The 23205-nt window shown below is 57.6% G+C and carries 20 protein-coding genes; 4 read left to right on the top strand and 16 right to left on the bottom strand.

What is annotated here, in order from left to right; translation table 11 throughout:
- Nucleotides 1–7: 7 nt before the first annotated feature.
- From PSQ90_RS12985 to PSQ90_RS12975, 3 genes are read right to left on the bottom strand one after another with little or no spacing between them, the layout of a single operon-like run.
- Nucleotides 8–865, bottom strand: coding sequence for a carbohydrate ABC transporter permease (locus tag PSQ90_RS12985; protein WP_282210719.1), 858 nt, complete (start codon nucleotides 863–865; stop codon nucleotides 8–10).
- Nucleotides 862–1764, bottom strand: coding sequence for a carbohydrate ABC transporter permease (locus tag PSQ90_RS12980; protein WP_282210718.1), 903 nt, complete (start codon nucleotides 1762–1764; stop codon nucleotides 862–864). The genes PSQ90_RS12985 and PSQ90_RS12980 overlap by 4 nt, the downstream gene beginning before the upstream one ends.
- Entirely contained in the window at nucleotides 1754–3046 is a 1293-nt protein-coding gene (locus tag PSQ90_RS12975) for an extracellular solute-binding protein (RefSeq protein WP_282210717.1), read from the bottom strand. Before PSQ90_RS12975 ends, PSQ90_RS12980 begins: the two co-directional genes overlap by 11 nt.
- 130 nt (nucleotides 3047–3176) lie before the next feature.
- On the opposite strand from PSQ90_RS12975, the gene PSQ90_RS12970 reads away from it, so the two are divergent.
- Complete coding sequence (locus tag PSQ90_RS12970) at nucleotides 3177–4394, top strand: ROK family transcriptional regulator (protein ID WP_282210716.1); 1218 nt, start codon at nucleotides 3177–3179, stop codon at nucleotides 4392–4394.
- A gap of 9 nt (nucleotides 4395–4403) precedes the next feature.
- Here PSQ90_RS12970 and PSQ90_RS12965 read toward each other — a convergent pair whose 3' ends face one another.
- The 4 genes from PSQ90_RS12965 to PSQ90_RS12950 all read right to left on the bottom strand — a co-directional run bounded on the left by PSQ90_RS12965 (nucleotide 4404) and on the right by PSQ90_RS12950 (nucleotide 8698).
- The gene (locus PSQ90_RS12965) at nucleotides 4404–5237 is read right to left on the bottom strand and encodes a carbohydrate ABC transporter permease (RefSeq protein ID WP_282210715.1); all 834 of its coding nucleotides are present in this window, start codon (nucleotides 5235–5237) and stop codon (nucleotides 4404–4406) included.
- A 4-nt stretch (nucleotides 5238–5241) separates the two neighbouring features.
- The gene (locus PSQ90_RS12960; protein ID WP_282210714.1) at nucleotides 5242–6162 is read right to left on the bottom strand and encodes a carbohydrate ABC transporter permease; all 921 of its coding nucleotides are present in this window, start codon (nucleotides 6160–6162) and stop codon (nucleotides 5242–5244) included.
- 66 nt (nucleotides 6163–6228) lie between these two features.
- Nucleotides 6229–7497: an ABC transporter substrate-binding protein gene (locus PSQ90_RS12955; RefSeq protein WP_282210713.1), complete on the bottom strand. Its 1269-nt coding sequence runs from the start codon at nucleotides 7495–7497 to the stop codon at nucleotides 6229–6231.
- 22 nt (nucleotides 7498–7519) lie between these two features.
- The gene (locus PSQ90_RS12950) at nucleotides 7520–8698 is read right to left on the bottom strand and encodes a mandelate racemase/muconate lactonizing enzyme family protein (RefSeq protein WP_282210712.1); all 1179 of its coding nucleotides are present in this window, start codon (nucleotides 8696–8698) and stop codon (nucleotides 7520–7522) included.
- A gap of 155 nt (nucleotides 8699–8853) precedes the next feature.
- Here PSQ90_RS12950 and PSQ90_RS12945 point away from each other — a divergent pair, with 155 nt between their 5' ends.
- Nucleotides 8854–9489: a GntR family transcriptional regulator gene (locus PSQ90_RS12945; protein ID WP_282210711.1), complete on the top strand. Its 636-nt coding sequence runs from the start codon at nucleotides 8854–8856 to the stop codon at nucleotides 9487–9489.
- A gap of 4 nt (nucleotides 9490–9493) precedes the next feature.
- Complete coding sequence (locus tag PSQ90_RS12940) at nucleotides 9494–10549, top strand: ABC transporter ATP-binding protein (protein ID WP_282210710.1); 1056 nt, start codon at nucleotides 9494–9496, stop codon at nucleotides 10547–10549.
- Here the strand turns inward: PSQ90_RS12940 and PSQ90_RS12935 are convergent.
- From PSQ90_RS12935 to PSQ90_RS12895, 9 genes are all read right to left on the bottom strand, one after another.
- Nucleotides 10546–11382 carry a DUF4432 family protein gene (locus PSQ90_RS12935; protein WP_282210709.1) on the bottom strand — a complete coding sequence of 279 codons (837 nt, stop codon included), beginning with the start codon at nucleotides 11380–11382 and terminating at the stop codon, nucleotides 10546–10548. The two genes, PSQ90_RS12940 and PSQ90_RS12935, sit on opposite strands and share 4 nt — an antisense overlap.
- On the bottom strand, nucleotides 11379–12887 hold the full coding sequence (locus PSQ90_RS12930; RefSeq protein ID WP_282210708.1) for a sulfatase: 1509 nt from the start codon (nucleotides 12885–12887) through the stop codon (nucleotides 11379–11381). The genes PSQ90_RS12935 and PSQ90_RS12930 overlap by 4 nt, the downstream gene beginning before the upstream one ends.
- Nucleotides 12888–12983: 96 nt before the next feature.
- Nucleotides 12984–14864, bottom strand: a complete 1881-nt coding sequence (locus PSQ90_RS12925) for a chloride channel protein (protein ID WP_282210707.1) — start codon at nucleotides 14862–14864, stop codon at nucleotides 12984–12986.
- A gap of 131 nt (nucleotides 14865–14995) precedes the next feature.
- Nucleotides 14996–15928 carry a formylglycine-generating enzyme family protein gene (locus tag PSQ90_RS12920; RefSeq protein WP_282210706.1) on the bottom strand — a complete coding sequence of 311 codons (933 nt, stop codon included), beginning with the start codon at nucleotides 15926–15928 and terminating at the stop codon, nucleotides 14996–14998.
- 46 nt (nucleotides 15929–15974) lie between these two features.
- Nucleotides 15975–17507 (bottom strand): sulfatase family protein, encoded by a 1533-nt coding sequence (locus tag PSQ90_RS12915; protein WP_282210705.1) that lies wholly within the window; start codon nucleotides 17505–17507, stop codon nucleotides 15975–15977.
- Nucleotides 17508–17559: 52 nt separating this feature from the next.
- Entirely contained in the window at nucleotides 17560–18636 is a 1077-nt protein-coding gene (locus PSQ90_RS12910) for an ABC transporter ATP-binding protein (RefSeq protein ID WP_282210704.1), read from the bottom strand.
- Between the two features lie 41 nt (nucleotides 18637–18677).
- The gene (locus PSQ90_RS12905; protein WP_282210703.1) at nucleotides 18678–19559 is read right to left on the bottom strand and encodes a carbohydrate ABC transporter permease; all 882 of its coding nucleotides are present in this window, start codon (nucleotides 19557–19559) and stop codon (nucleotides 18678–18680) included.
- Nucleotides 19549–20505 (bottom strand): carbohydrate ABC transporter permease, encoded by a 957-nt coding sequence (locus PSQ90_RS12900; protein ID WP_282210702.1) that lies wholly within the window; start codon nucleotides 20503–20505, stop codon nucleotides 19549–19551. The genes PSQ90_RS12905 and PSQ90_RS12900 overlap by 11 nt, the downstream gene beginning before the upstream one ends.
- Nucleotides 20506–20566: 61 nt before the next feature.
- Nucleotides 20567–22093: an ABC transporter substrate-binding protein gene (locus PSQ90_RS12895; protein ID WP_282210701.1), complete on the bottom strand. Its 1527-nt coding sequence runs from the start codon at nucleotides 22091–22093 to the stop codon at nucleotides 20567–20569.
- Between the two features lie 131 nt (nucleotides 22094–22224).
- Here PSQ90_RS12895 and PSQ90_RS12890 point away from each other — a divergent pair, with 131 nt between their 5' ends.
- Nucleotides 22225–23166 (top strand): LysR family transcriptional regulator, encoded by a 942-nt coding sequence (locus PSQ90_RS12890; RefSeq protein WP_282210700.1) that lies wholly within the window; start codon nucleotides 22225–22227, stop codon nucleotides 23164–23166.
- The last annotated feature ends 39 nt before the right edge of the window (nucleotides 23167–23205 follow it).

Here is a 23205-nt window from a genome sequence, read left to right as displayed (position 1 = left end):
TTTGCACTCACTTGACCGCGCCCGACATCACATCGGCCCGGAAGAATTTTTGAATAAACAGGAATAGCGCCAACACCGGCAGGCTGATGGTCAGCACCACCGCCATCAGCAGGTTCCACTGGGTCGAGTTTTCCTGAAAGAACACCGTCAGGCCCAATTGCAGGGTCTGCATGTCAGTGCTGCGCGTCATGATCAACGGCCACAGGAAGTCGTTCCAGGCCGACTGAAAGGCAAAAATGCCCACAACTGCCACCGCTGGCATGACCAACGGGGTATATATCATAACAAAGATCCGCCGCTCGCTGGCCCCGTCAACCCGCGCCGCATCGCCCAACTCGTCGGGCAGATCCTGATAGAATTGCCGCATCAGGAAAATGCCCAGGGCACTGACAACGTGCGGCGCCATCAGCCCTGGCAGGGAGTCGATCAGGCCCTGCCCGCCATTGCCCAGCCAGTCATTGCCGCCTATGAACGGCACCTGCTTGCTCATGACGAATAGCGGCACCATGACGATTTCGGGCGGCACTACCAGAAGCGCTACCAGCAACATCATGATCAGGCCCTTGCCCGGCAGCGGCAGCTTTGCCAACGCGTAGCCAGCCGTGCAGGAAAGCGCGATCTGCGCCGCCGTGCTGATGACCGAGACCAACACGCTATTGGCCAGAAACAGGCCAAAATTGCTGCTGGCAAAGGCGTCGATGTAATTGCCAAATTCGAGGCGGCTCGGTACCTGACCAACGGGCTCACCTGTCGGGGTCAATGAGGCCAGAACAATGTAGATCATCGGCACGACATAAAGGGCCGCCAGCACCAGCGCGACGCCGTGCCAAGTCGCCATCGGCAGACGCGATTTGGAAGATTTCATTGGGATTTCCTCCGCATCAGATAGCTGATGGCGCGCAGCGACACGCTAAGAACCACCACGGCGCCGAACAGCAGCACAGCGATTGCCGATGCCTTGCCGATATTGAGTGCCGAAAACGCCTCGTCATACATGATGTAGACCAGCGTCTTGGTGGCATTGATTGGCCCACCGCCGGTCATCACATAGGATTGGGTGAACATTTGCAGCCCGCCCAGAAACCAGGTGATGGCGACAAACACCACGGCCGACCGGATCTCGGGCAAGGTGATATAAAAGAATCGGCGGATCGCCCCGGCCCCATCCAGCGCCGCCGCTTCCAGCAGTTCCTTGGGCACCGATTTCAGCGCCGCCAGAATAATGATCATGAAGTAGCCGATATTGCGCCAGAGACTGACCACCACGATGGACGGCATGGCCAATTCGATGCTGGACAGGAAATAGACCGGCCCACCACCAAATGCCTGCACAATCCGGCTGAATGGCCCCATCGCCGGGTCCAGCATCATGTTCCAGAGCAGCGCCACCACCACATAGGATGCCGCCTGCGGAATGTAGACGATGGTGCGCATGGCCGCGCCACCGGTCAGGTTCTGGTTGAACAGCAGCGCAACCCCGATGGCCGCAACGACGCCGATTACCACCTGGCCGAAGGCAAAACTGATAGTGTTGCCAAGAGCCTGCCAGAACACCGAGTCCGAGAACAATTGCTGATAGTTGGTCAGCCCGTTGAAGCTGGGCGTACTGAACAGATCATAGTCGGTAAAACTCAGACCAATGGCCAGTATCAGCGGCACGATCGAGGTCAGCATCATGGCCGCAATCGCCGGGCTGACGAGAAAAATCCCGGCCCGGCGACGATGGCTTTCAAACCCGGTTGGGGTTGAAGGTTTAGCGACCATTGATTTGGTCGATCTTTGCGTCAAGTTCCGCCAGAACCGCAGCTGGCTCGCCCATTTGACGCACAGCCTTTTCAACGGCTGTGTTGATCTCCTTGGCGATAATCAGCATGTTGGGGTTTGCAGGCTGCGGCACGATATAGTCCGACGCTGCCGTAAAGCCCGCGCTGACCCCGGACAGATAATCCGCGTTGGCCAGATCCTTGCGGCCCGGCAATCCACCGTAATCCTTGGAAATGACTTCGGCATTGTTCTTGGTGAGCAGGTGTTGCAACAGCATCCATGCCTCATCCGGATTCTTGCTGCCAGCCGAGATGCCGAGCTTGTTGATCCAGGCCGACGAGACTGGCGCACCACCCTTTTTGGCAGCCAGCGGCGGACCGGCAATGATCTGATCAACCATGTCGGGGGCGTTGGCGCGGGCGTTGCCGATTTCGGCAAAGCCATTCAAGGTCATGGCACTGTTTCCCGAAACCACGGGCAAGGGACCTGAGCCCGAAAAGACCTGATTCACGTCGGACAGGCCATCGCGGAAGAAGCTGACCAGATAGTCCAGCGCCTCGACGTTTGCATCGCTTGCAAACTGCGCCGATCCATCTGCCCCATAGTAGGTGCCGCCGTTTTGAAGGATCAACTGGGCAAAGGACTGCTGCAGACCAATTGACTTGTTGGTGCCCCAGAAAACCGGGGTGCGCTTGGCGCTGGTGTCAGATGCGGCAATGGTCTTGGCCAGCGCCTTGAAGCTGTCCCAATCCTTGGGCAGGTCGCTTTCAGAAACACCAACGGCTTCCAGAATATCGCGACGATAGAGCGCCGTGCGCGTATCGGCGTAGATTGGCAGCGCATAATCGACGCCATCATAGGCCCCATCGGCGATCATCGCAGGGTAAAAGCTGTCTCGGTCGGCCCAGTTGGCCAGATAGTCGGTCAGCGGTAACAGGGCGCCCTTGTCTGCCAGGGGCGCGGTCCAGATCCCGCCCAGCATGACAATGTCCGCCAGCGTTCCACTGGCTGCAGCCGTCGTTACCTTTTGAAATCCCGACCCCCAGTCTGAGGTCTGCAAATTTACCTCAATACCGCTTTCCTTGGTGAAGGCAGGAAGCAGATTGTTCTTGAAGTCATCAACCGTGGCCGAGTTGGGTCCAAGCAGCATGATGGTGAGCGGCTCGCCCGAGGCCGCCATTGTACGGCCCGAAAGGCTGGCAAACGGCGCCACCGCCGCTGCTGCCGCGCCCATTTTCAGGATGGCGCGACGATTGAAGGGCGTCGATGTGAAAGTGCTCATATTTTCCTCCGGGGTTGCATTGCCGTGAATCCGGCTTATTTTGTTAAGTGATGTAATTAATTGTCCAGAGTCGTTTTCATGTCAAGCCGTTTCCTTTGATCGCCCCACTAATGGCTGGAGAGTTTGAACAGTGAACAGACCGACGCGTGTGCTGGCCCAGCCGCTGATCCGTCGCCACAACCTGGCGACGGCGCTCAGAATTATATGGGAAATTCAAGAGATCACGCGCACACAACTGGCGGAGGCCATGGGGCTGTCCAAGCCCGCGATAACCAGAATTGTCGGCGATCTGGTGCAGGCAGGCTATGTCCATGAAACCGAAGTGCGCCCCTCGAGCGGACGCGGCAGGCCTTCCCTTTATCTGGGTCTGCGATCGCGCCAGCACTATTTTATTGGCATTGATTATCGCCTCGATCGCCTTGCCATTCAGGCGCGCGATTTCGATGGCACTCTACTGCACGACCACCACTACCCGATCATGAACCGGGCGAGCGCCGACCAGATTATTGAACGCCTCGCCACCTATGTTCGCGCGGTTGCCGATGAGATCGGCTTCATGCCCTCGGGCATTGGCGTTTCAATACCCGCCTCAGTCACATCAGACCGCGCCGGTATCAAGTCTTCCAGCTTTGAGGTTTTGCACAACACCCCATTTGCGTCGCTGCTGCAAAAAGCTGTCGGTCCTGACTGTCCCACCATACTTCTGGGCGACGTTGCCGCCTGCGCCGCGATTGCCAACTGGCGCGAAATCGCGCCCAGCACCCAAGGGCAACTGGTTCATATTCAGATCGGCATTGGTGCGGGTTTGGGCCATGCGAGCGCTGAGCATCCATTTGGCCCGCCTGCCCCGCCTATCAACCGCTTCGGGCATTTGCCGCTGGAACGCGGCGGGCGCCAGTGCAAATGCGGCGCTTATGGATGCCTGAACGCCGTTGCGGGTTTCGATGCGCTGACCCGCTATGCCGCCCCAACCGGTCTGGCTGTGGGTGACAGTTCCGATGCCATCAATGACTATTGCGCTGCGCTCCTTGACCTGCATCTTGCTGGCAATAACGATGCGACGGTCGCCATCGCAACGGCCGCAGATTGGCTTGGTCGGGGGGCCGCCGCGCTGATCAATCTGGTTAATCCTACCAGCATCACGCTGGGCGGCTATCCGCTGGCGCTGGGCGATGCGTTCCTCGTCCCATTTCTGGCGGCCATTGAGCCTTTCGCACCCGGTAGCGACGCGCTCTACACTGCCACACGGCTTGAAGATGATGCGTCAGTATTTGGCGCGGTATTGCTGGGCATGAACGAGGTTTTGTCCAATCCATTGGGCGCCGTCGCCAGAGGTGGCGCCCAATAGTTTTGTGCCCTATTTGGTCGCGCCTGCTGTGAGGCCCGAGACCAGCTTGCGTTGCAGCGGCAGGAATAGCAGCAGCGTCGGCACGGTGGCGACAACCGATCCGGCCATGACCGCTCCCCAATCCACCTGCACATCGCCGAAATACTGATAGAGCCCCAGCGGAATTGTCTTTTTGGCATTGTCGGTAATCAGCGCCAGCGCCAACAAATATTCCGACCAGCTTTGCAAAAACCCGAATGTGCCCGCCGCCACCATGCCCGGCCACATGATCGGCAGGATGATCTTGGTCACAACCGTAAATCGGGAGGCACCATCAACGATGGCCGCTTCATCAAGACTCTTTGGAATGGTGGTCAGGTACCCCACCATCAAATAGATCGTGAACGGGGTGATGAAGGCGGTGTAGCAAAGGATCAACCCGATCTGGCTATTGATCAGCCCGCTGCGGGCAAAAACGATAAAGATCGGATTGACCAGAATGATCCATGGAAAAAACTGCCCGCCCATGATCGCCGCGAACACAAATCCCCGCCCCTTGAACCGGAAGCGCGACAGGCAATAGGCGCAAAACAGCGAGATGGTGCAGGCCATGGCGGTGGCGGTGATGCACACCACCAGCGAGTTGACGACATAGATGAAATAACCCGACTGAAACAACGAGATATAATTGTTGAGCGTCCAGCCGCCATCACTGGAAATCAGCGATACCGATAGGTTTTCAAACGAGCCTTTGAACACGTAAAACGCAGGCCCCAGCAAAAATACCGCAAAGACGACAAAGGCGATAAGCAGGGCACCGTTTTCGATGATATTGGCAACGGGATTGACTGATCTGGTTCTCATGGTCTTAGCCCACCTTGTCCTGCATGTCGGTCAGGCCGAAATAGCGGAAATACATGGCACCAAAAAATGCCATCACCACCGCCATCGTCACCCCGATTGCCGCCGAATAGCCGATCCGCAGATCAATGAAAGCTTTCATGTAAACTTCAGTCGCCAGCACATTGGTAAAAGTGCCCGGCCCGGCGCCAGTGGTCAGCCAGACATAGACAAAATTGTTAAACGTCCAGATCACGCTCATTAGCGTCAGAACCGAAATAGTTGGCATCAGATATGGCAGCGTGATGAAGCGGAATTGCTGCCAGCGCGTCGCCCCATCAATAGCCGCCGCCTCGTTGAGATCTTCGGGAATGGTCTGCAGCGCCGCCAACAGGCTGACGCCAATCAGCGGTGTGGTGTTCCACACAATGATAGTGATGATCGCAGGCCACACTGTTGATAGCGTCGCGGTAAATGCGATTGGATCGCTGATAAGCCCCGAACTGAGCAGCCATGAATTGATCGGCCCATAGGTCGGATCAAGCAACCAGCGCCAGGCGATAACCGCAACCACAGGTGGCGTTGCCCACGGCACCAGCAGCATCAGCCGGGCAATGGTGGTCAGGCGCATGGATTTGAGGAATTTTGAATTCAGCAACAGCGCAAACAGCAACCCCAGCACGATGCGCACTGTGACCGATATCGCCGTCAACCAGAACACTGTGTTGATCGCAATATCGCGAAAGGTCGAACTGGTCAGAAACTCCGAATAATTGGTGGCCCCGACAAAGTCACCGCCCTTTTTGAGTTTGAGCAGCGTAATGTCAGTAAAGCTCAATTCCAGATTATAGAGCGTTGGAAACAGATAGAACCCGATCAGGATCAGAAAAGTCGGCAGCAACATCCAGAAGATCGTCATCCTGGTGCGCATTTTGGGAGAAATGGTCATCCGGGCAGCCTTGCGCGTTTAATTCGGAGGGATGGCAGGGGCTGACGCCCCCGCCCGGATGGCAAATTACTTGCCCAGCATGCGGTTGATTTCGGCAATCAAATCGTCCGCCGCCTGTTCAGTGCTCGACTGGCCCGACAGCGCCGTGCCGAAGGCGCGTGCCGTCAGGTTCCACAAGGGACCAACCCCAACGCCACTGTCAGCATAGGCACCCCAGGTGCGGGTGTGATCTGCCAGTTCCTTGGCAAAGCCAAGTTCCTCTGGCCGGTACTCAATCTTTGACAGCAGCGACTTTTGAGCCGGGAACTGGTTGGTATAGTACTTTTCAAAGATCGGGGCCGACGACAGGAACTGCACCAGCTTCCAGGCTTCTTCGGGATGCTCGGTATTGGCATTGACTGCCAGCGTACGCCCACCAAGATGGGTTTGTGGGGCTTGCGATCCGGCCATCATGACGCCGGAATTGAACGGAATATCTTCGCCCGGATGCGCCTGCTCATAGGCACCCAGCAACTGCCGGTAGGTATTGGTTGGCATCAGGGCCATGGCTTGCGAACCATCCATGAGCCCCTGCATCAAGGCCGGGTCCTGAGGCTCATCAATCGACAGGATCGAGCGCGGTGCCAGACCATCATCAATATAGCCCTTGAAATAGTTCATATCGTCGGCGATCTGCTCGCGCGTGGCGCCAACCTTGTACCCGCCATTGCCATCGGCTTCGATGAAATTGCCACCATTGGACCACAGATAATAATTGGCCGGGAACCAGACCTGATTGGCAGCGGGGAACGAAAAGCCGGTCTTGCCCGTCTTTTCCTTGATGATTTCACTGTCCTTGCGCAGGTCAGCCCAGGTCGTTGGCAAATCGTCGATACCGGCCTCGGCCAGAACGTCGGTGCGATAAACCATCGCCCAGGTATCAGCCGTCCAGGGCAACCCATAGGCTTTGCCCTCATACATGGTCAGGTCCGTGGCGATAAAATCGTCAAACCCGTTTGGCAGTTCGCCATATTTGGTCAGCTCGTCCAGCGGCAAGACAGCTTCCGCCTCTGCCATTTCCTGGGTCCAGACAAAGGCGATGTGCACAACGTCGGGCCCTTGACCCACAGCTGACTCGCGCAAGAACTGGTCGCGCGCGTCGTTCCAGGCAATGGTCTGCAATTCGACCTTGATCCCCGGATTAGCCGCTTCGAATTCATCCAGCGCAGCCCGCATTTCGTCGCGTTCGCTGTCATTGAAACGGAACACCAGATTGGCGTCAGCCAACACTGAACTTGCACCCATCGCCAGCACGGTGCTGGCAAGCAGAAGCTTTGTAAGAATATGACGTCTCATGTAGTTTCCTCCGATTGAACGATTATTTTTGGATATCGAGTGTGGCGATGGCGAAGCGCGTCAACGCCGCCGGGTCAGGCTCAAACCCGATCCCGGGTCCTTCTGGCAGCGGCAGGAACCCGTCAACGGGCACCAGATCAATCGCTCCCAGATCGGTACGCAATGGATTTGGATTAAAATCCAGCTCCACCCGCCCATCTCCGCCGATGGCCGCCAGCGTGTGCAGCGACGTCGCCAGACCAACAACAGTGCCCATATAGTGCAACGTGCATCCGGCTCCATTGACCAGGGCATGTTTTCCCACCGCGATCGCGCCACTGACGCCACCCCACTTCGCCACATCGGGCTGCACCACGCTCAAGAGCTGCGCATCGACGTGGCGATTAAAACTCTCAAGGCCGGCGATATTCTCGCCCGCGGCCAACGGCAGCGCCGACCGTTTGGCAAATTCCCGCCACTGGTCAACCGGGGTATCGGCCAATATGGCTTCTTCGACAAAACCGGGTTCGAATTGGGCAATTTCGGCAATATTGCGCAAGCCCGCTTCAATCGACCAGTTCTGATTGGCATCGACATAGAGCGCCAACCCGGCCCCATCTGCCTTGCGGAAGCGCGACAGAACGCCAAGGTCGCGTTCACCATCAAAACCGATCTTGATCTTGACCCCGGTATGGCCCGCCGCGCGCAATCGCTCTGGCAGGGCATCGACGTCGCTGACGTCCGGGGAACTGGCATAGACTTGGGCTTTGGTGGCCTGGCCCGCCCCCAGCAATCCGGCCAGCGAAATGCCGCCCCGGCGCGCCGCAAGATCGGCCATCGCCATATCAATGGCGGCAAAGCAGTGCGCAAAAGGCCCTGACTCGCCTGTATGAATGACCATGCGATGCAGCCGCTGCTCCAACATTGGCCGCACCGCGTGCCAAGGCAATGGCGGCAGATCAAAAAAGGCCGGCACGATTGGATCTTCGAGCAGGGCGAGCTTGTTGAGGTTCCCCTTGGGCGGATAATTGCTCCAGGCTTCGCCCCAGCCGAACACGCTGTCCGAACTGGTCAGCTTAATCAGCAGTCCGGTGCGAACCGGCATCAGCGCCAGTGTCGAAACCGGCCCACCCTCAACCGCACACGCCAGCGCAAAGACCTCGATACGATCAATGCTCTGGGCAACATTCATGCCGGATTGCTCTGCTAAATCTCGCTTCATGGCGATATCGATAACTGATCAATCAGTGATTGTCTATTCATAAATTGAGTTGACTTCAGTCTGTCTTTTCTGATTGAAACAGGGTAGTTCTGTATCAAGGCCAACCGTCAGCGACACTGATCGGGGGAGCCAGCAGATCAAACCGTGAGCTCCTTATGTCCCGTGTTGCAGCCTATCAAAATTTTCGTGAGCGCCTCCTCTCCGGCGAATTGTCGCCGGGCCAGTTCGTCACGCAAAAAGAGTTGGCGGAACTGGCCGGCGTCCCCATCGCCACGGCCCGCGAGGCCATTCAAAAGCTTGAACACGAATCACTGCTCAAGGTGCATCCGCAGCGCGGCATTCAGGTTGCCGACATCACAACGCGCTTCATCCGCGAAGCCTTTGGGCTGCGCAAAATGCTCGAAATGCAGGCCGTCCGCTCCTTTGCCGAACCGGGCAACGAGTTGGAGGTGACTCAACTCATGAACAAAACAATGCAAGTACTTGAATCAGCAAGAACTAGCGTGCCCGATGAAGTTCTGGAAACCGCCGTCGACGTTGATTGGGAAATGCACGACAAAATCATCGACCACATCGACAACGGATTGCTGACGGAAGTCTATCAGGTCAATGCCGCCCGCTTGCGCCTGATCAAGGTCAGCAATAGGATGTCGCACCAGCGTGCCATAGAAGCGCTCGGCGAACACATGACTATTCTTGAGCACTGCCGAAACGGCGACGGCAACAGCGCCGCCACCGCCCTGAGCGAACACATTGACATCGCCATGAACCGCGCCCTGCAAGGAAAATAACCCCATGTCCCACATTGATATCAACGCGCTCATCAAGAATTATGGCGGCCTTGAGGTCATTCACGGCATCAACGCCCACATTGAGGAAGGTGAGTTCGCCGTCCTTGTTGGGCCGTCCGGCTGCGGTAAATCAACGCTTTTGCGCATGATTGCCGGGCTTGAGGAAATCACCGGCGGTGAAATTTCCATTGGCGGGCGCGTCGTCAACGACCTGCTGCCCAAGGAACGCAACATCGCCATGGTGTTCCAGAACTATGCCCTCTATCCGCATATGACCGTGGCCGAGAACATGGGCTTTTCGCTGCGGCTGAAAAAAGTGTCCAAGGACGAGATCGCCAGGGCAGTCAATCGGGCCGCCGACATTCTCGGGCTCGGCGAACTTTTGGAACGCACCCCCGGACAATTGTCGGGCGGCCAGCGCCAGCGCGTCGCCATGGGCCGCGCCATTGTGCGCGATCCGGCGGTGTTCCTGTTTGATGAACCCCTGTCCAATCTCGACGCCAAGCTGCGCGTCAAGATGCGGGCCGAGATCAAGACCCTGCACCAAAAGCTCAAGACCACCATTGTCTATGTGACCCACGACCAGATCGAGGCCATGACCATGGCCGACAAGATCATCGTGCTGGAAGGCGGGCATATCTCGCAGGTCGGCTCGCCGCTTGAGCTATATGACCACCCGGCCAACCGGTTCGTGGCAACATTCATCGGCTCCCCCTCAATGAACATTCTGCCCGCGACCACCCGCGCCGATGGCAAGGTGGAACTGGCCGACGGGCAAATATTGCAGCTCGACCATAAATCCAAACCAGGTGTGGCTATAGATCTCGGTATTCGACCGGAAAACCTGTTCTTTGCGCCTGATGGCAACGGGCTCAATGGCCAATTGACACTGGTGGAACCAACCGGCGCTGAAACGCTGGTCAGTTGCACCTGTGCTGGCAGCGACTTTCTCGCCACCGTCAAGGAACGCGTCAACCTGCCACCCGGCTCAGCCGTGGCCTTTTCTGTCGAGCCAGGAAAATACCATTTCTTTGATCAGAAAACAGGCCTGGTGATCTAAGCCGCAAGCGGCATGAAACGCATCTCGATCCAATAGCTGAACGATTTCCCGGGCGCCAATGGCGTGAGCAGACCCTCATCCTGCAATTGCGCCCGCGTTCCAAATGGATGGGACGCCGGTTCAACGCAGGCGATATTGGTGGTTTCATCCAACTGTCGATAGATTTGCAGCCACGGCAGCTGTTCGGCGCCCGCACTGAACCGAACGCTGCGCACTGGCGCCAAAGCCAATGTCAATTCAGCCCCACCGGCGGCAAATGGCTCACAATGCCGCGCGATGCCGGGCGTCAACGGCACACTCGCGTGCCATGCTGTCCCGGCAATTTTCGACGTTTTATCAATAAATCGACCGTCAAAATTGATGTGATACATCATCATGGGCACGCAGATCTGCACGCCAATATTGGTAATGCGATCCTCAAGCCGGACGCTGATAGGGTTTTGCGACAGACTATAGCGGCGCTCGACCTCAACCACGCCCCCATCCACCTGAACTATGCGAATTGTTCCTGCAACGGTGACACTATCGCCATCGCTGCCCTGCTGAATATCTTGGGCCGGATTGGTGATGAAGGTGCCATGCAGCGGCCAGTCGACCATGCCACCTGCTGGGCCAACTGACCGGCAGGGCTGGCGGATATGTTCCGTCCCGCAGGTGAACATCACCCCGCCAATGGCCCGCGCGCGCATCTCGTCGGCCGGAGGGGCTGGATAAGGCACTGGCGCCATATCAACGCCATCAATAATCAGATGTCGCAGGTCCAGCCCCTGATCAACATCAAACCCAACCCGCGTCCCGTCCGCCAGGCTCACCCAAAAAAGGGTAGCACTCACAGGGTAAGACCCAACCTGGTGTAGGATTCGGGCGGCGCTTCATTTCGCTGCATCAACGCGATCATCTGCTGCTCAAGCCGCGCCACAACGTCAGGCGCGTCAATCGGCTTTGTCTGACCAGGATCAGTTTCCAGATCATAGAGCACAGTTGTCGTGTCCTCGATCATCCCCTGACCGATCACCCGCCCGTCAGGTGCCTTGCGCGCCGGTATCTGCAGCGTTGGCATACCGTCGGTAAATCCAAAGCCTTCGGTCAGCTTGCTTTGCACCAGTGTCTCTGGCGTAAAGTGGCGGCGCTGGTGGGTTGGCATCAGCGTATATTCAAAAATCTCCTGATCATGAATATCTGGCGGATAACGGAAATAACTATAGCGTCCGTCGGTGATATTGGTTGCCCCGCCAAATATGCCGTAAAGCACCGCCTCATGGTTGGGGCCGTCCGCCCCCAGCAACGGCAACAGGGACCGCCCTTCCACACTATCGGGGATGGGCTGGTTGAACAGGTCCAGAAAAGTCGGCATCAAATCCATGGTCTGGGTCAGACCAGTGCGCACCGAACCGGCCTGATCGGCATGATCAGGATGCGCGATAAACAGCGGAATATTGGCGATCTCATTGTAGAACGGCATGCGGTTCTTGGCCCACCAATCGTGCTCGCCCAACAGATAGCCATGATCAGTCGACACCACCAAAGTGGTGTCTTTCCACATGTCATGCTCGTCAAAATAGTCCAGCACCTTGCCGAAATACTCGTCGCACATTGCGACCAACGCCGCATAATTGGCGCGCAGCTCATCAATTTCGGCCGCACTTTCATCGACGCGCGAATAGCGCGGCCAATCAAGGATGGGCCCGTCGTAATCGGTCGGGAAATCCTTGCGGAAACGCTCGGGCGCAAAGAAGGGCTCGTGCGGATCAAAACATTCTAGCTGCAAGAACCAATTGTCCTTGTCCCGACTGCCATCGAGAAACTCAAAGCCGCGTTCCATGCATTGCGCCAGCGGGAAATCGGCTTCGGTCTTGATAGTTTCTCGATTGACCATGTGGGGCACAAACCGCTCGTCTTCGAGGCTGGTCTGGTGCGGATGATACATTTGCTGGAAACGATCCATGGGGGGCTCAACCATGGCTTTCCAGCGGTCGCCCTCCTGCCCGCGTACAAAATCCCAGCTGGAATATTGCGTGTGATAGGTGCTGCCACCCTCATAGAAATAGTGAAAATGGTCGGTCACCAGATGGGTATAAGTGCCCGCATTGCGCAACTGTTTGACAAAAGATTTGTCGAACGGCTCGAGTGGTCCCCAGCTGCGATGCAGAAAATTCAGCCGCCCCGTATGCATATCCCTGCGCGCCGGCATGCAAGGCATCGAGCCTACATAATGACGATCAAACTGTACCGACTTTGCCGCCAACCGGTCAAAATTCGGCGTATCGATCCGCGTACCGCCATAACAGTTGAGCGCAGCTTTATTAAGGGAATCAAACAGTAGAAATACAGCTTTCACGGCGTCAATTCCTTTGAATCTCGGGGTAACTTTCCCGGTCTAGCAGCACAAATTGTCGGCACCAATACCGCATCGGCATCCTAGCATCCTAGCATCCTAGCGCTGCCCCGATAGATCGACCCGGACCTTTTCCAGTTCTTCAGAATATCGCCGCAGCAAATGCGCCTCGGTCAGGGTGCCGATGACGGTGCGGTCGGCAAGATCGGTCACCACCGCCAGCGCTTCGGCCTTGGCCTCGTCGAAAATCCGTGCCGCGTCATTGGCCCCCATTGCCGGGTGCAAGACATTGTTGGCAAAGCGCATCAGCCCGTCGATGGGCGCGGTTTCATCATCCACACCATCGGCATAGGCTTCCGAGACATAGATCAAGCCGGCATATTTTTCCTGCTCGTTGAGCACGATCACGCGCTGCGCCGACCCCAGCGGATAAAGTCGCCGAAATTCCCGAATTGGCCGCCCCAGCGGGATCGACTTGAGATCGCGCCGCATCATCTTGCCCACGGTCAGGTTCCGCAACAGCCCCACATCATGGGCGCTGCGGATGGTTTCGCCGCGCAGATGGAAGCGCCAGGTGGTGAACGAGTAACCAAATGTTTCGCGCACCAGCATCGAGGAGGCGACCGCCGAGGCCAAAACCGCCACCGTTAACGGCAGACTGCCCGAGGTTTCCAGCGTCAAGAACGCCATGGTCAGCGGGCCGCCGACAATTGCTGCGGCAAGACCCGCCATGCCCACCAGCATCGGCACGCTGTCATCGACAAATATCGAGGGGTCAATGAAATCAACAACAGCAAACAGGATCTGCCCCACCATTGCCCCGAGAAACAACGAGGCAAAAAACAGCCCGCCACGGAACCCTGATCCGAGCGAGACAGCAGACGCAGTAATTTTCAAGATGACGACAAAGGCCGCAATCCAGATCGGCAAGGGATTGGACTCAAACGCCTGCTGCAGCGCCGCATGCCCCGACGACAATACTTTGGGCGAAATCAGTGCCATGCCGCCGAGCAGCAGTCCACCGGCCGCCGGGCGGAGATAGGTCGGGATATTGAGTTTTTTGAACCCCGCCTCAACCCAGGTCACCAGCCGCATCAGCACAATGCCGAGCCCCCCGGCGATCAGGCCAAATAACAGGATGACGGCAATCTGGGGAAAATTGATCGCCACGGCCTGCGAGATGGAAACGATGGGCGCGCCGTGCCCGAACAGCCCGCTGACCAGAACAGCCGCAATCGAGGCCGCCATGACCGGTGCCAGCGTGCCAATCGTATAGGTGCCGATGATCAATTCGAACGCATAGAAAGCCCCGGTTAGCGGCGCACCGAACGCTGCCGCAATCGCCCCTGCCGCCCCGCAACCAACCAGGCGACGTAGATCGACGCGCCGCAACTGGAACAAGTCGCCAAGTTTGGAAGCAATGCCGCCCCCCATTTGGGTATAGGCCGCTTCCAGCCCCACCGATGCACCAAAGCCGTTGGAAACAATCGTCTGACCGGTAATGATCAGGCTGTCGACCATCGACAGCCGCCCCCCGTGCAGCGCATTGCCCTCCACAAGGTCGACATACCGCGATTTGCGATTGCGCAGCAGCAGGGCAATGATGCCCAGCAGTATCCCGCCCGCAGCCGGAATGAAGGCCTGGCCAAAATCAATGCCACCCAGCCCACTCAGGCGTTGTTCCGGCGGCAGGGTGTAGAGCAATGTCTGGATGAGATAGGCAATTTCATGCAGCGCCACAACGACCAGCCCCGCAACACAACCAACCACTACCGCCAGCAGCACCAGCCAGATTTCGCGCTGTCGCACCAACATGCGAATTCGAGCACCAAAGCCGATATGGCTGTGCCCGACAATCTTGCGATGCCACTCGCCCCAGCGGCGCCCCATGCGCATCAACCGGGTTTCTTTTTCCTCCTTCGCCGCCCCCTTCGCACCAGCATCTTCGATAATATCGGCGTGAATATCTGGGCCAGACATGAAAAAAATGGTTCCGATCAAATAGTAAAAGCACGCGGCTGCGTGCTGTGGGGCTTGGCTCCTTTGGGCGAAATTGATGACAAATCGACCGGGAGCCGGGGCCAATTGTCAGGTTGAACGCCAGATGGCGCCTAGTCGTCGTAGGCGAGTCGGAAGCCGGTATTGCTTGCCGACGATTCTGCGGTCAACGCCGAGCGGGCCGCGATCCGGTAGCGATAACAATAGGATATATGACAAAGGAACGAGCCGCCCTTGAGCACTTTTTCCTGGGTGTCGCTGGCATGGGCATTACGCGCCTTGGCCTCGCGCGACAGGGAGCGAACCCGGAAGGTGTCGCCCGTCCATTCCCAGACATTGCCGGCCATGCCGTAAAGGCCCGCCCCATTGGGGGCAAAGGCTTCCACCGGACAGGTGCCCATAAAACCATCGACCTGGGTATTCTTGTGCGGGAACTCACCCTGCCAGATATTGCAGAAAATCGTTTCGTCATCCGGTTCCGCATCGCCCCAGGGAAATTTGGGATTTTCCAGACCGCCGCGCGCCGCATGCTCCCACTCGGCCTCAGTGGGCAATCGCCCACCAGCCCAGGTTGCAAACGCTCTTGCGTCGGCCCAGGAGACCTGCACCACGGGATGATCCATGCGCGCCTCGATTGAAGAGCCCGGCCCTTCGGGCGCTGCCCAATAGGAGCCATCCACCATTACCCACCAGGGCGTTGCCGTATTGGATGGTGGTGGCGCCGATTGATCGTCCAATAGCCCGCGAAACACCGGCGACCAGCCAAATTGTTCGGCTTCAGTGACATAGCCGGTCGCCGAAACGAACGCGGCAAACCGCGCATTGGTTACCGAGTGAACGTCGAGCGAAAATGGCTTGAGCGTCACATTGCGCACCGGACTTTCGCCGTCACCGGCGATTTCTGCCTTGCTGGTGCCGACAAAACTGCGCGCCGCCGCAAATCGAACGCGCGGTGCCTCGGTGACAACACCCGGTTCAAGATCGACAGATGAAACGGCAACGGCGGACTTATCGCCCGGACCGCGCGCTGGCGCGCAGCAAGACATCAGATTTTCCTTTATTTGGAGCGGGCAGACTCAAATATGAGAATGCCTACCCAGCCAATACCGTACGACTGTCATGTTCGGCAAGGTCGCCGATCTCATCCATTTTGCTATCAAGCAATCCAACCATGGATTTGAATATTTCACGATGCCCCGGATCGGCCGCCAGATTGTTCAATTCGAACGGATCTTCCTGACAATCGAACAATTCCCATTCTGGTGGCTCGTCGCCCGGCGTCGCGCCCAGTTGGTCGAGCGGATCATTGTACCAGTAGATCAGCTTGTAGCGCTCGTTGCGCACCCCATAATGGGCAAAGGCATTATGGATATTGTCCTTGTGCATCCAATAGCGGTGGTAGGCCAGATTTTCCCATTCAACACCCGCACTTGCCTCCAGCACTGGTCGCATGGTGCGCCCCTGCATGTAGCTTGGCACCCGCACCCCGGCATAATCAAGAAAGGTGGGCGCAAAATCGACATTGGTGGCGATATTTTGTGATGTGGTGCCCGCCTTGATCACCTCGGGATAACGGATCAGGAACGGCATTTGCAGCGATTCCTCATACATGAACCGCTTGTCGAACCACCCATGCTCGCCGAGGAAAAAGCCCTGGTCCGAAGTGTAGATGACGATGGTATTTTGTGCCAAACCGCTCTCGTCGAGATAGTCGAGTAGCCGCCCGACATTTTCGTCAATCGAGGCCACTGTCCGCAGATAGCGTTTGATATAGCGCTGATATTTGAACAGACCCAGCTCGTGGCTGTCGGTGAACACGAAATTCTCCCCGCTCAGCGCATCAACCAGCCGCAATTCTCCGCCCTCGGGCACATCCGGCACCTTGCGATTGCGCCCGCCGACAAACATCAGTTCGCCAATTTCAGCGCCACCTTCGGGCTGGACCAATCCAAGGTCCTCATAGGTCATGTCAACCCGCACCCGCATCTTGGCCGCCGCCGCAGCAGCTCCGCGATTGCTGTAGTCATCATCAAAGGTCTCGGGAACCGGCAGATCCTCGTTCTCATAGAGGGAACGATATTTCGGATGCGGCCAGAAACTGCGATGCGGCGCCTTATGGTGGCACATCAGGAAAAACGGCTTGTCGGCATCCCGGTTCTTGATGAAATCAAGGCTCTTGTCGGTGATAATGTCGGTGGCATATCCCGTTTCGGGCCGCGCGCCGTCCCTGTCGATCATCACCGGATCAAAATAATCGCCCTGCCCCGGCAGCACCGACCATTGATCAAACCCGGTCGGCTCGTGCGCCTTGCCCTCACCCAGATGCCATTTGCCAAACATGCCGGTCTGATAGCCATTGGCGCGCAAATGCTTGGCCACATTGGGCAGACGATTGTCGATATGGGTATCGAGCGTTGTGACCCGATTGACGTGATTATACGTCCCGGTCAGGATCGCCGCCCGGCTCGGGGTGCAGATCGAATTGGTGACATAGCAATTGTCGAGCCGCATGCCCTCCTTGGCCAATCGGTCAATATTGGGCGTGTGGTTCAAACCCTGCCCATAGGCCGAAATGGCCTGCGCCGCATGGTCGTCGGACATGATGAACAATATATTCGGCTGCATCGTAATTCCCGCTTGGTAGCTGGCCCCGCGTTGGCGACGGGGTAATTGAATTTTAGTGGCTGGCGACCGTCAAACCATCAATCGCGGCCCCGTCCGTATCAAAAAAGTGGGTACGGCCCGAGAGGTTAAACCCTACCTCTGAGCCCACTGGAATATCGGCACCGCCCTCGAAACGAACCACGATTTCCTGGCCCCAGCCGGTGCGCACATAAACAAATTCGGCGTCCCCCAGACGCTCGACAACACTGACCTCACCGGTCAATGCCGCCGCGTCCAACGGGGCGGCGCGCAATTGATCGGCCCGCACGCCGACAGTCGCAATATTGTTGGCCTTGCCAGTTACATTGATGGATCGGCCATCCTTGAACTGCAGCGCCCCATCCGCCCCCGGCGACACCTCAAGAAAATTCATCTTGGGCGAACCGATAAACCCGGCGACAAACAGATTGGCGGGGTTGCTGTAAAGCTCCATTGGTGCGCCGACCTGCTCGACAATGCCCTGGCGCAACACCACGATCTTGGTGGCCAGCGTCATCGCCTCGACCTGATCATGGGTCACATAGATCATTGTGGCGCCGCCGAGCTGGCGGTGCAGCTTGGCAATTTCCAGTCGCGTCGCCACCCGCAGTTCCGCGTCCAGATTGGACAGTGGCTCGTCAAACAGAAAAACCTGTGGATCACGTACAATAGCGCGTCCGATGGCGACACGCTGGCGCTGCCCACCGGACAATTGCCGCGGTTTCCGATCCAGCAATTCCTCTATCTGCAAGATTTTGGCGGCGTCCTCGACGCGCTTGGCAACTTCTGCCTTGGGCCGACCGTTCATGCGCAGGCCAAAACCCATGTTTTGCTCGACGCTCATATGCGGATAAAGCGCATAGGTCTGGAAGACCATGGCAACGCCGCGGTGCGAGGGATCGACCTCGTTGACGCGCTGATCATTGATGAACACATCGCCGCCCGAAATTTCCTCCAGCCCCGCAATCATGCGCAGCAGCGTGGACTTGCCGCACCCAGAGGGGCCGACAAAGACGCAAAACTCGCCTTTGTCGATTTCTATATCGACGCCGTGAATAACCTTGGTCGCGCCATAGGCCTTGGTGACGCCTTTGAGACTAAGTCCGGGCATGGGGTGAAACACTCCAGTTGATCTTGTTGAACATGGCTCGCTCAGCCCTTAACGGCGCCAGCCAGTCCATCAATGAAATAGCGTTGCAGGAACAGAAACAGCACGACCACCGGCACGATGGTGATGGTTGACGCCGCGGTCATCCCACCCCAATCGACGAAGTTTTCGCCCTTGAAGGCATAAACCCCGACCGAAAGCGTGCGGATCGCCGGATTGGCCAGTGTCACCACCAATGGCAGCAGGAAGTCGTTCCAGGCGTATAGGGTCTGCATGACGATGACGGTCACAATGATCGGCTTGGACAGCGGCAGCATCACATACCAGAAGGTGCGAACGAACCCGACGCCGTCCATCTTGGCGGCTTCTTCAAGTTCGTCCGGCATTTGGCTGAAATAGCCAGCAAACAGCAGAACAAAGATCACGAATGACCCGCCGGTCGTTGCCAGCATCACGCCCCAGAGCGATTGCCCCAATCCCAGCATGCTCAACAGCTCGAACACCGGAATGATCGTGTAGCCCTGCGGCACGAACATGGTGAAAACCAGCAGACCAAAGATGAAACCGCGCCCCAGGAATTTCCGCCGCCCCAGCACATAGCCCATCATTGCCGTAGCAATCGTCACCAGCAGCACCGAGCCGACAGTGACAAACAGGGTATTGAAGAAATAGGCCCCGATATTGGCCTCATTCCAGGCGCGCAGATAATTGTCGATCACCGGCTCGCTGGGGATCAGCCCTTCGCTGGCGAAAATGGCGGCATTGGTTTTGAACGACGCCGATACCATCCACACCAGTGGGTAGATCCAGATACAGCACACCGCAGCCAGCAGAACGCTGACGATCCAGCGTCGCACGCGCGGCGTCACCAACGGCTTGCGAATAACATAGTCGCTGCCCGCACTATGGGTGGCTTCAAGCGCCATTTGGCTTCTCCCGACTGCGCAGATAGCGAACGGCAAATATTTGAAGAATGGTCAGCACCATGATCGCCAGCCCGAAAAACACCCCGGCGGCACTGGCGTAACCCAGGCGCGGCACTGCCCCGTTCAGCGTGGCAAAGGCATTGCGAAAAATATAAACCTCCATCACTTCGGAGGCGAAGTACGGTCCACCCTGCGTCATCGACTGGATCAGCGGAAAGACGTTGAGCGCACCAATCGCCGAGATCAGGGCAATAACGATGGCGAACGGCGTGATCATCGGTAAAACGATAAAGAAGGTCACCTGCCAGCCCTTGACCCCATCGAGCTTGGCCGCCTCATAAAGCTCGGCCGGCACGGTTTGTAGCGCCGCCAGCCAATAGACCATCGTCACACCGACCCACTTCCAGACGAATATCCCGGCCAGCGTCCAAAGGACGAGATTGGGATCACCAAGGAAATCAATGGCCCGATTGATCAGGCCCGCATCGAGCAACCCGATATTGACCGGCCCGTTAAAGGGGCTGAGCATGATGGTCATCACAATGCCGATAATGGCGACGGGGGTAACAACCGGCAAAAAAATCAGGGTGCGAAACAGCGCCGACATCCGCAACAGCTTGTTGTTGAGAATGATGGCAAAGACGAGCGACACCGCCATCTGCGCCGGAACGGTGCTCAGCGTGAATATGAAGGAGCGGGCGAACGCGTCCCAGAAATATTTATCCTGCAAAAGTTCGGCGTAGTTGGCAAAGCCCACAAACGCCTGATTGGCGTCAAATCCCGACCAGTTGAGCAGCGAAAACCACTGCGATGCAAACAGGGGATAGAGAATGAACAGCCCGAAAATCACCATTCCCGGAACGAGGAACAGATAGTCGATCCGGCTCTGCCAGAGGCGATGCCCCAGCCCGGCGCGGTGCGGAACTGTCGAAATTGAACTTGCCATGAAGGAACTCTCTAATCGAGGGCCCGCCCGTGAGTGGTACGGACGGACCCGGTCGGGGAGATCAGAGCGCTTTGTAGTCAGCGCCGACGTAGTCACGTTCTGGCTGCCAATTGGCAAAAACCAGTTCGTCGCGGCTGACGTCTGCGCCCGCGTCCTTGGCAGCCTTGAAGGCTGCGTCCAGCGCGGTGTTGGTCGCCGATTTGAGCGTCGTCAACTGCTCCTTGATGCCGCTGGCCTGGCCGGTAAACAGTCCCTGCACGGTCTGTGCCAGGCTCGGTGTAGGTTCGACATAGGCCTTGGCCACTTCCGAAAGCGCTGGATTGCGCGCGAACGGGTTGGGTCCAATGCGAATAACCGCCTGGAACATGGCGAGTGCCGCCTTGGAGCGTTCTGACATGGTTGAATTGGCCTGCGCGCTCGGGAAGATCGGGGGATCAGACGGTCCAACCACATTGCCCCAATCGGTCTGGCCCTGATCGGTGCCGAGATAATGGAACACATCAGCCGCAATTTGCGGGTTTTTGGCCTTGGCATTGATGAACATGGTGTTCGCCGATGATGCCAGACTGCCAGCGATCACATATGTTCCGGTCGTCCCTGCTGGTGCCGGTGGTGGCGCAATACCGAAGTCGAAATCCGGATTCTCGCGTTCCCACTGCGGAATGTTCCACGGCCCCTGCAAAATCATCCCGGCGGCGCCCTGTGGCACCAGTGCGCGTGCCTGTGGTGCATTCAATCCCATGATGCCGGGGAAAATACTGCCATCGGCATTCAGCGCCAGCAGCAATTCGACGGCACCGACAAACTCGTCGCTGTCAAACACCAACTCGCCGGTCCGGAAGTCAATGCCGGTGCCTATTGAAGTGTCGCCACAAGCCCGTCCTGCCATCTGGGCCAGCGTCCGGGTGATATCTGCCCAACGATTGACCTGCGCACCACCCATAATGAGACCGTATGCGCGGCCCTTGCTGTTTTCGGTGATCTTGCGGGCAGCTTCGCGGAACGTGTCCCAGTCGAGCGCCGTGGTTTCAGGATCGAACCCGGCATCCTGCATATATTTGCGATTAAACAGGATGTGGGCGCTCGTCACGCGAGCCGACGTATAGGGCAAGCCATAGGTCTTGCCATCGAACTCATTGATGCCCTCGAGGAACGCACCAGCCGGAAAGCCTTCCTTCCACTTGGCCAGATCAGGAATATAATCATCAAGCGGTTGTACCCAGCCTTCCTTGACCGCGAAGGCCGGTGGCAGGTTCAGTGGCAGGCAGAATGCATCCTGGGCTGTATTGTTACGCACGCCCAGCGGCAGCACAGTGTTGATTTCGTTCCAAGGCAGCCCGTCATAGACCACCTCGATACCGCGATCTTCGCCATACTTTTTGAAGAACGCTTTGTAGAACACGGCTTTCTGGTCGCCACTGTCGATCCAGCGGAACGGGCCATCGGCTTCGATCGGCGCGATGGGGTCGGCGATGTTGAATTCCTGCGCCAGGCTGGGCACGATACCGCTTAGCGCAATCGCGCCCAGGGCGGTCGAACCTGCCAAAAAACTGCGCCGGCTGATGCCGGAGCCAGGGAAACGCTTCATTGTGTCTTCTCCTCCAATCAATCGGACACGGCCTTGGGCCATTTTTCCGAAATTGTTCCTTCGTCCTATCCATTGCAGCTATAGAAAACAAATGCCATTCTCGCTAACAGCGATTAAGGAAATTTATCACTATGTTGGACCGCATGAATCTTCTGTTCCGCTTCCAGGCCATTGCCGAAGCGGGCAGCGTTCGTCGAGCCGCCGAACGGCTCAACATTACCCAGCCAGCCCTCTCCCGCTCGCTGGGTCAGCTTGAAAAACACTATGGACAACCCCTGCTGGAGCGCCACGCGCGCGGCGTTCGCCCCACCGGATTTGGCCAGCGGCTGCTCTCCACCATTTCGCGTCTGGCGCGCGACTGGGAGCTGGCTGAAATTGAATTGGCCAGCGGCGGTCGTCTGGCCGATGGTCTGTTGCGCATCAATGCCGGCCCGCTCTGGTCCGCCGTCGTTCTGCCCAGAGTTCTGACCCAGCTGCACGAAATCTTCCCCAATCTCGTTGTTGAAATCGGCAACCGATCTGGCGCGGTCGTTAATTCGGACCTGATGGAGGGCAGGATCGACGTTTCCTTTGGCGGCATGCACGCCGGCGATATGCTCTCCAGCCAGCTTGAAGTGCGCGAATTCACCCACGTCCATGATCGGGTCATGGCGCGCTCGGGCCATCCCATTCATCAATGCGGCCCCGTCGACTACACGGCCCTGCATGACTATCCTTGGATTATCTATGCCATTGATCCGGTCTATGAAGCCGAAACGCTGCATGCGCTGGTTGAGCGCACTGGCACGCCGCCGCAGGTTCGCGTGCGTTCTGGCTCGCTTCTGGCAGCCCTGCGGCTGCTGCAGGAGGGAAACTATTTGTGCATGTTGCCCAATGCGGCGGTAACTGGCATGCAGGGGGAAGCGATCATTCCAACCCCACTTGATATGGGACGGCGCAGCGGCCCCTCGGGCGCCATCTTTCGCCGGGCGATCGCCAACTACGCGCCCATGCAGGAACTGCTGCGCCTGTGCGCCGCTCATTTCGACCTTGCATCCCATCAACACCAGCACGCATTCCATCCAGCGAAGTGACAATTGGATTGCGTTTATGTCAGACATAAAGCATTATGT

This window comes from Devosia rhodophyticola, assembly GCF_028816475.1.
Lineage (GTDB): Bacteria > Pseudomonadota > Alphaproteobacteria > Rhizobiales > Devosiaceae > Devosia > Devosia rhodophyticola.
This window is presented reverse-complemented; position numbering and strand designations above follow the sequence as displayed.

What these genes read in the sequence shown, in the direction of transcription:
- PSQ90_RS12985 (WP_282210719.1), bottom strand. Translation starts at nt 865, where the DNA reads ATGAAATCTTCCAAATCGCGTCTGCCGATGGCGACTTGGCACGGCGTC.
- PSQ90_RS12980 (WP_282210718.1), bottom strand. Translation starts at nt 1,764, where the DNA reads ATGGTCGCTAAACCTTCAACCCCAACCGGGTTTGAAAGCCATCGTCGC.
- PSQ90_RS12975 (WP_282210717.1), bottom strand. Translation starts at nt 3,046, where the DNA reads ATGAGCACTTTCACATCGACGCCCTTCAATCGTCGCGCCATCCTGAAA.
- PSQ90_RS12965 (WP_282210715.1), bottom strand. Translation starts at nt 5,237, where the DNA reads ATGAGAACCAGATCAGTCAATCCCGTTGCCAATATCATCGAAAACGGT.
- PSQ90_RS12960 (WP_282210714.1), bottom strand. Translation starts at nt 6,162, where the DNA reads ATGACCATTTCTCCCAAAATGCGCACCAGGATGACGATCTTCTGGATG.
- PSQ90_RS12955 (WP_282210713.1), bottom strand. Translation starts at nt 7,497, where the DNA reads ATGAGACGTCATATTCTTACAAAGCTTCTGCTTGCCAGCACCGTGCTG.
- PSQ90_RS12950 (WP_282210712.1), bottom strand. Translation starts at nt 8,698, where the DNA reads ATGAAGCGAGATTTAGCAGAGCAATCCGGCATGAATGTTGCCCAGAGC.
- PSQ90_RS12945 (WP_282210711.1), top strand. Translation starts at nt 8,854, where the DNA reads ATGTCCCGTGTTGCAGCCTATCAAAATTTTCGTGAGCGCCTCCTCTCC.
- PSQ90_RS12940 (WP_282210710.1), top strand. Translation starts at nt 9,494, where the DNA reads ATGTCCCACATTGATATCAACGCGCTCATCAAGAATTATGGCGGCCTT.
- PSQ90_RS12925 (WP_282210707.1), bottom strand. Translation starts at nt 14,864, where the DNA reads ATGTCTGGCCCAGATATTCACGCCGATATTATCGAAGATGCTGGTGCG.
- PSQ90_RS12920 (WP_282210706.1), bottom strand. Translation starts at nt 15,928, where the DNA reads ATGTCTTGCTGCGCGCCAGCGCGCGGTCCGGGCGATAAGTCCGCCGTT.
- PSQ90_RS12915 (WP_282210705.1), bottom strand. Translation starts at nt 17,507, where the DNA reads ATGCAGCCGAATATATTGTTCATCATGTCCGACGACCATGCGGCGCAG.
- PSQ90_RS12910 (WP_282210704.1), bottom strand. Translation starts at nt 18,636, where the DNA reads ATGCCCGGACTTAGTCTCAAAGGCGTCACCAAGGCCTATGGCGCGACC.
- PSQ90_RS12905 (WP_282210703.1), bottom strand. Translation starts at nt 19,559, where the DNA reads ATGGCGCTTGAAGCCACCCATAGTGCGGGCAGCGACTATGTTATTCGC.
- PSQ90_RS12900 (WP_282210702.1), bottom strand. Translation starts at nt 20,505, where the DNA reads ATGGCAAGTTCAATTTCGACAGTTCCGCACCGCGCCGGGCTGGGGCAT.
- PSQ90_RS12895 (WP_282210701.1), bottom strand. Translation starts at nt 22,093, where the DNA reads ATGAAGCGTTTCCCTGGCTCCGGCATCAGCCGGCGCAGTTTTTTGGCA.
- PSQ90_RS12890 (WP_282210700.1), top strand. Translation starts at nt 22,225, where the DNA reads ATGTTGGACCGCATGAATCTTCTGTTCCGCTTCCAGGCCATTGCCGAA.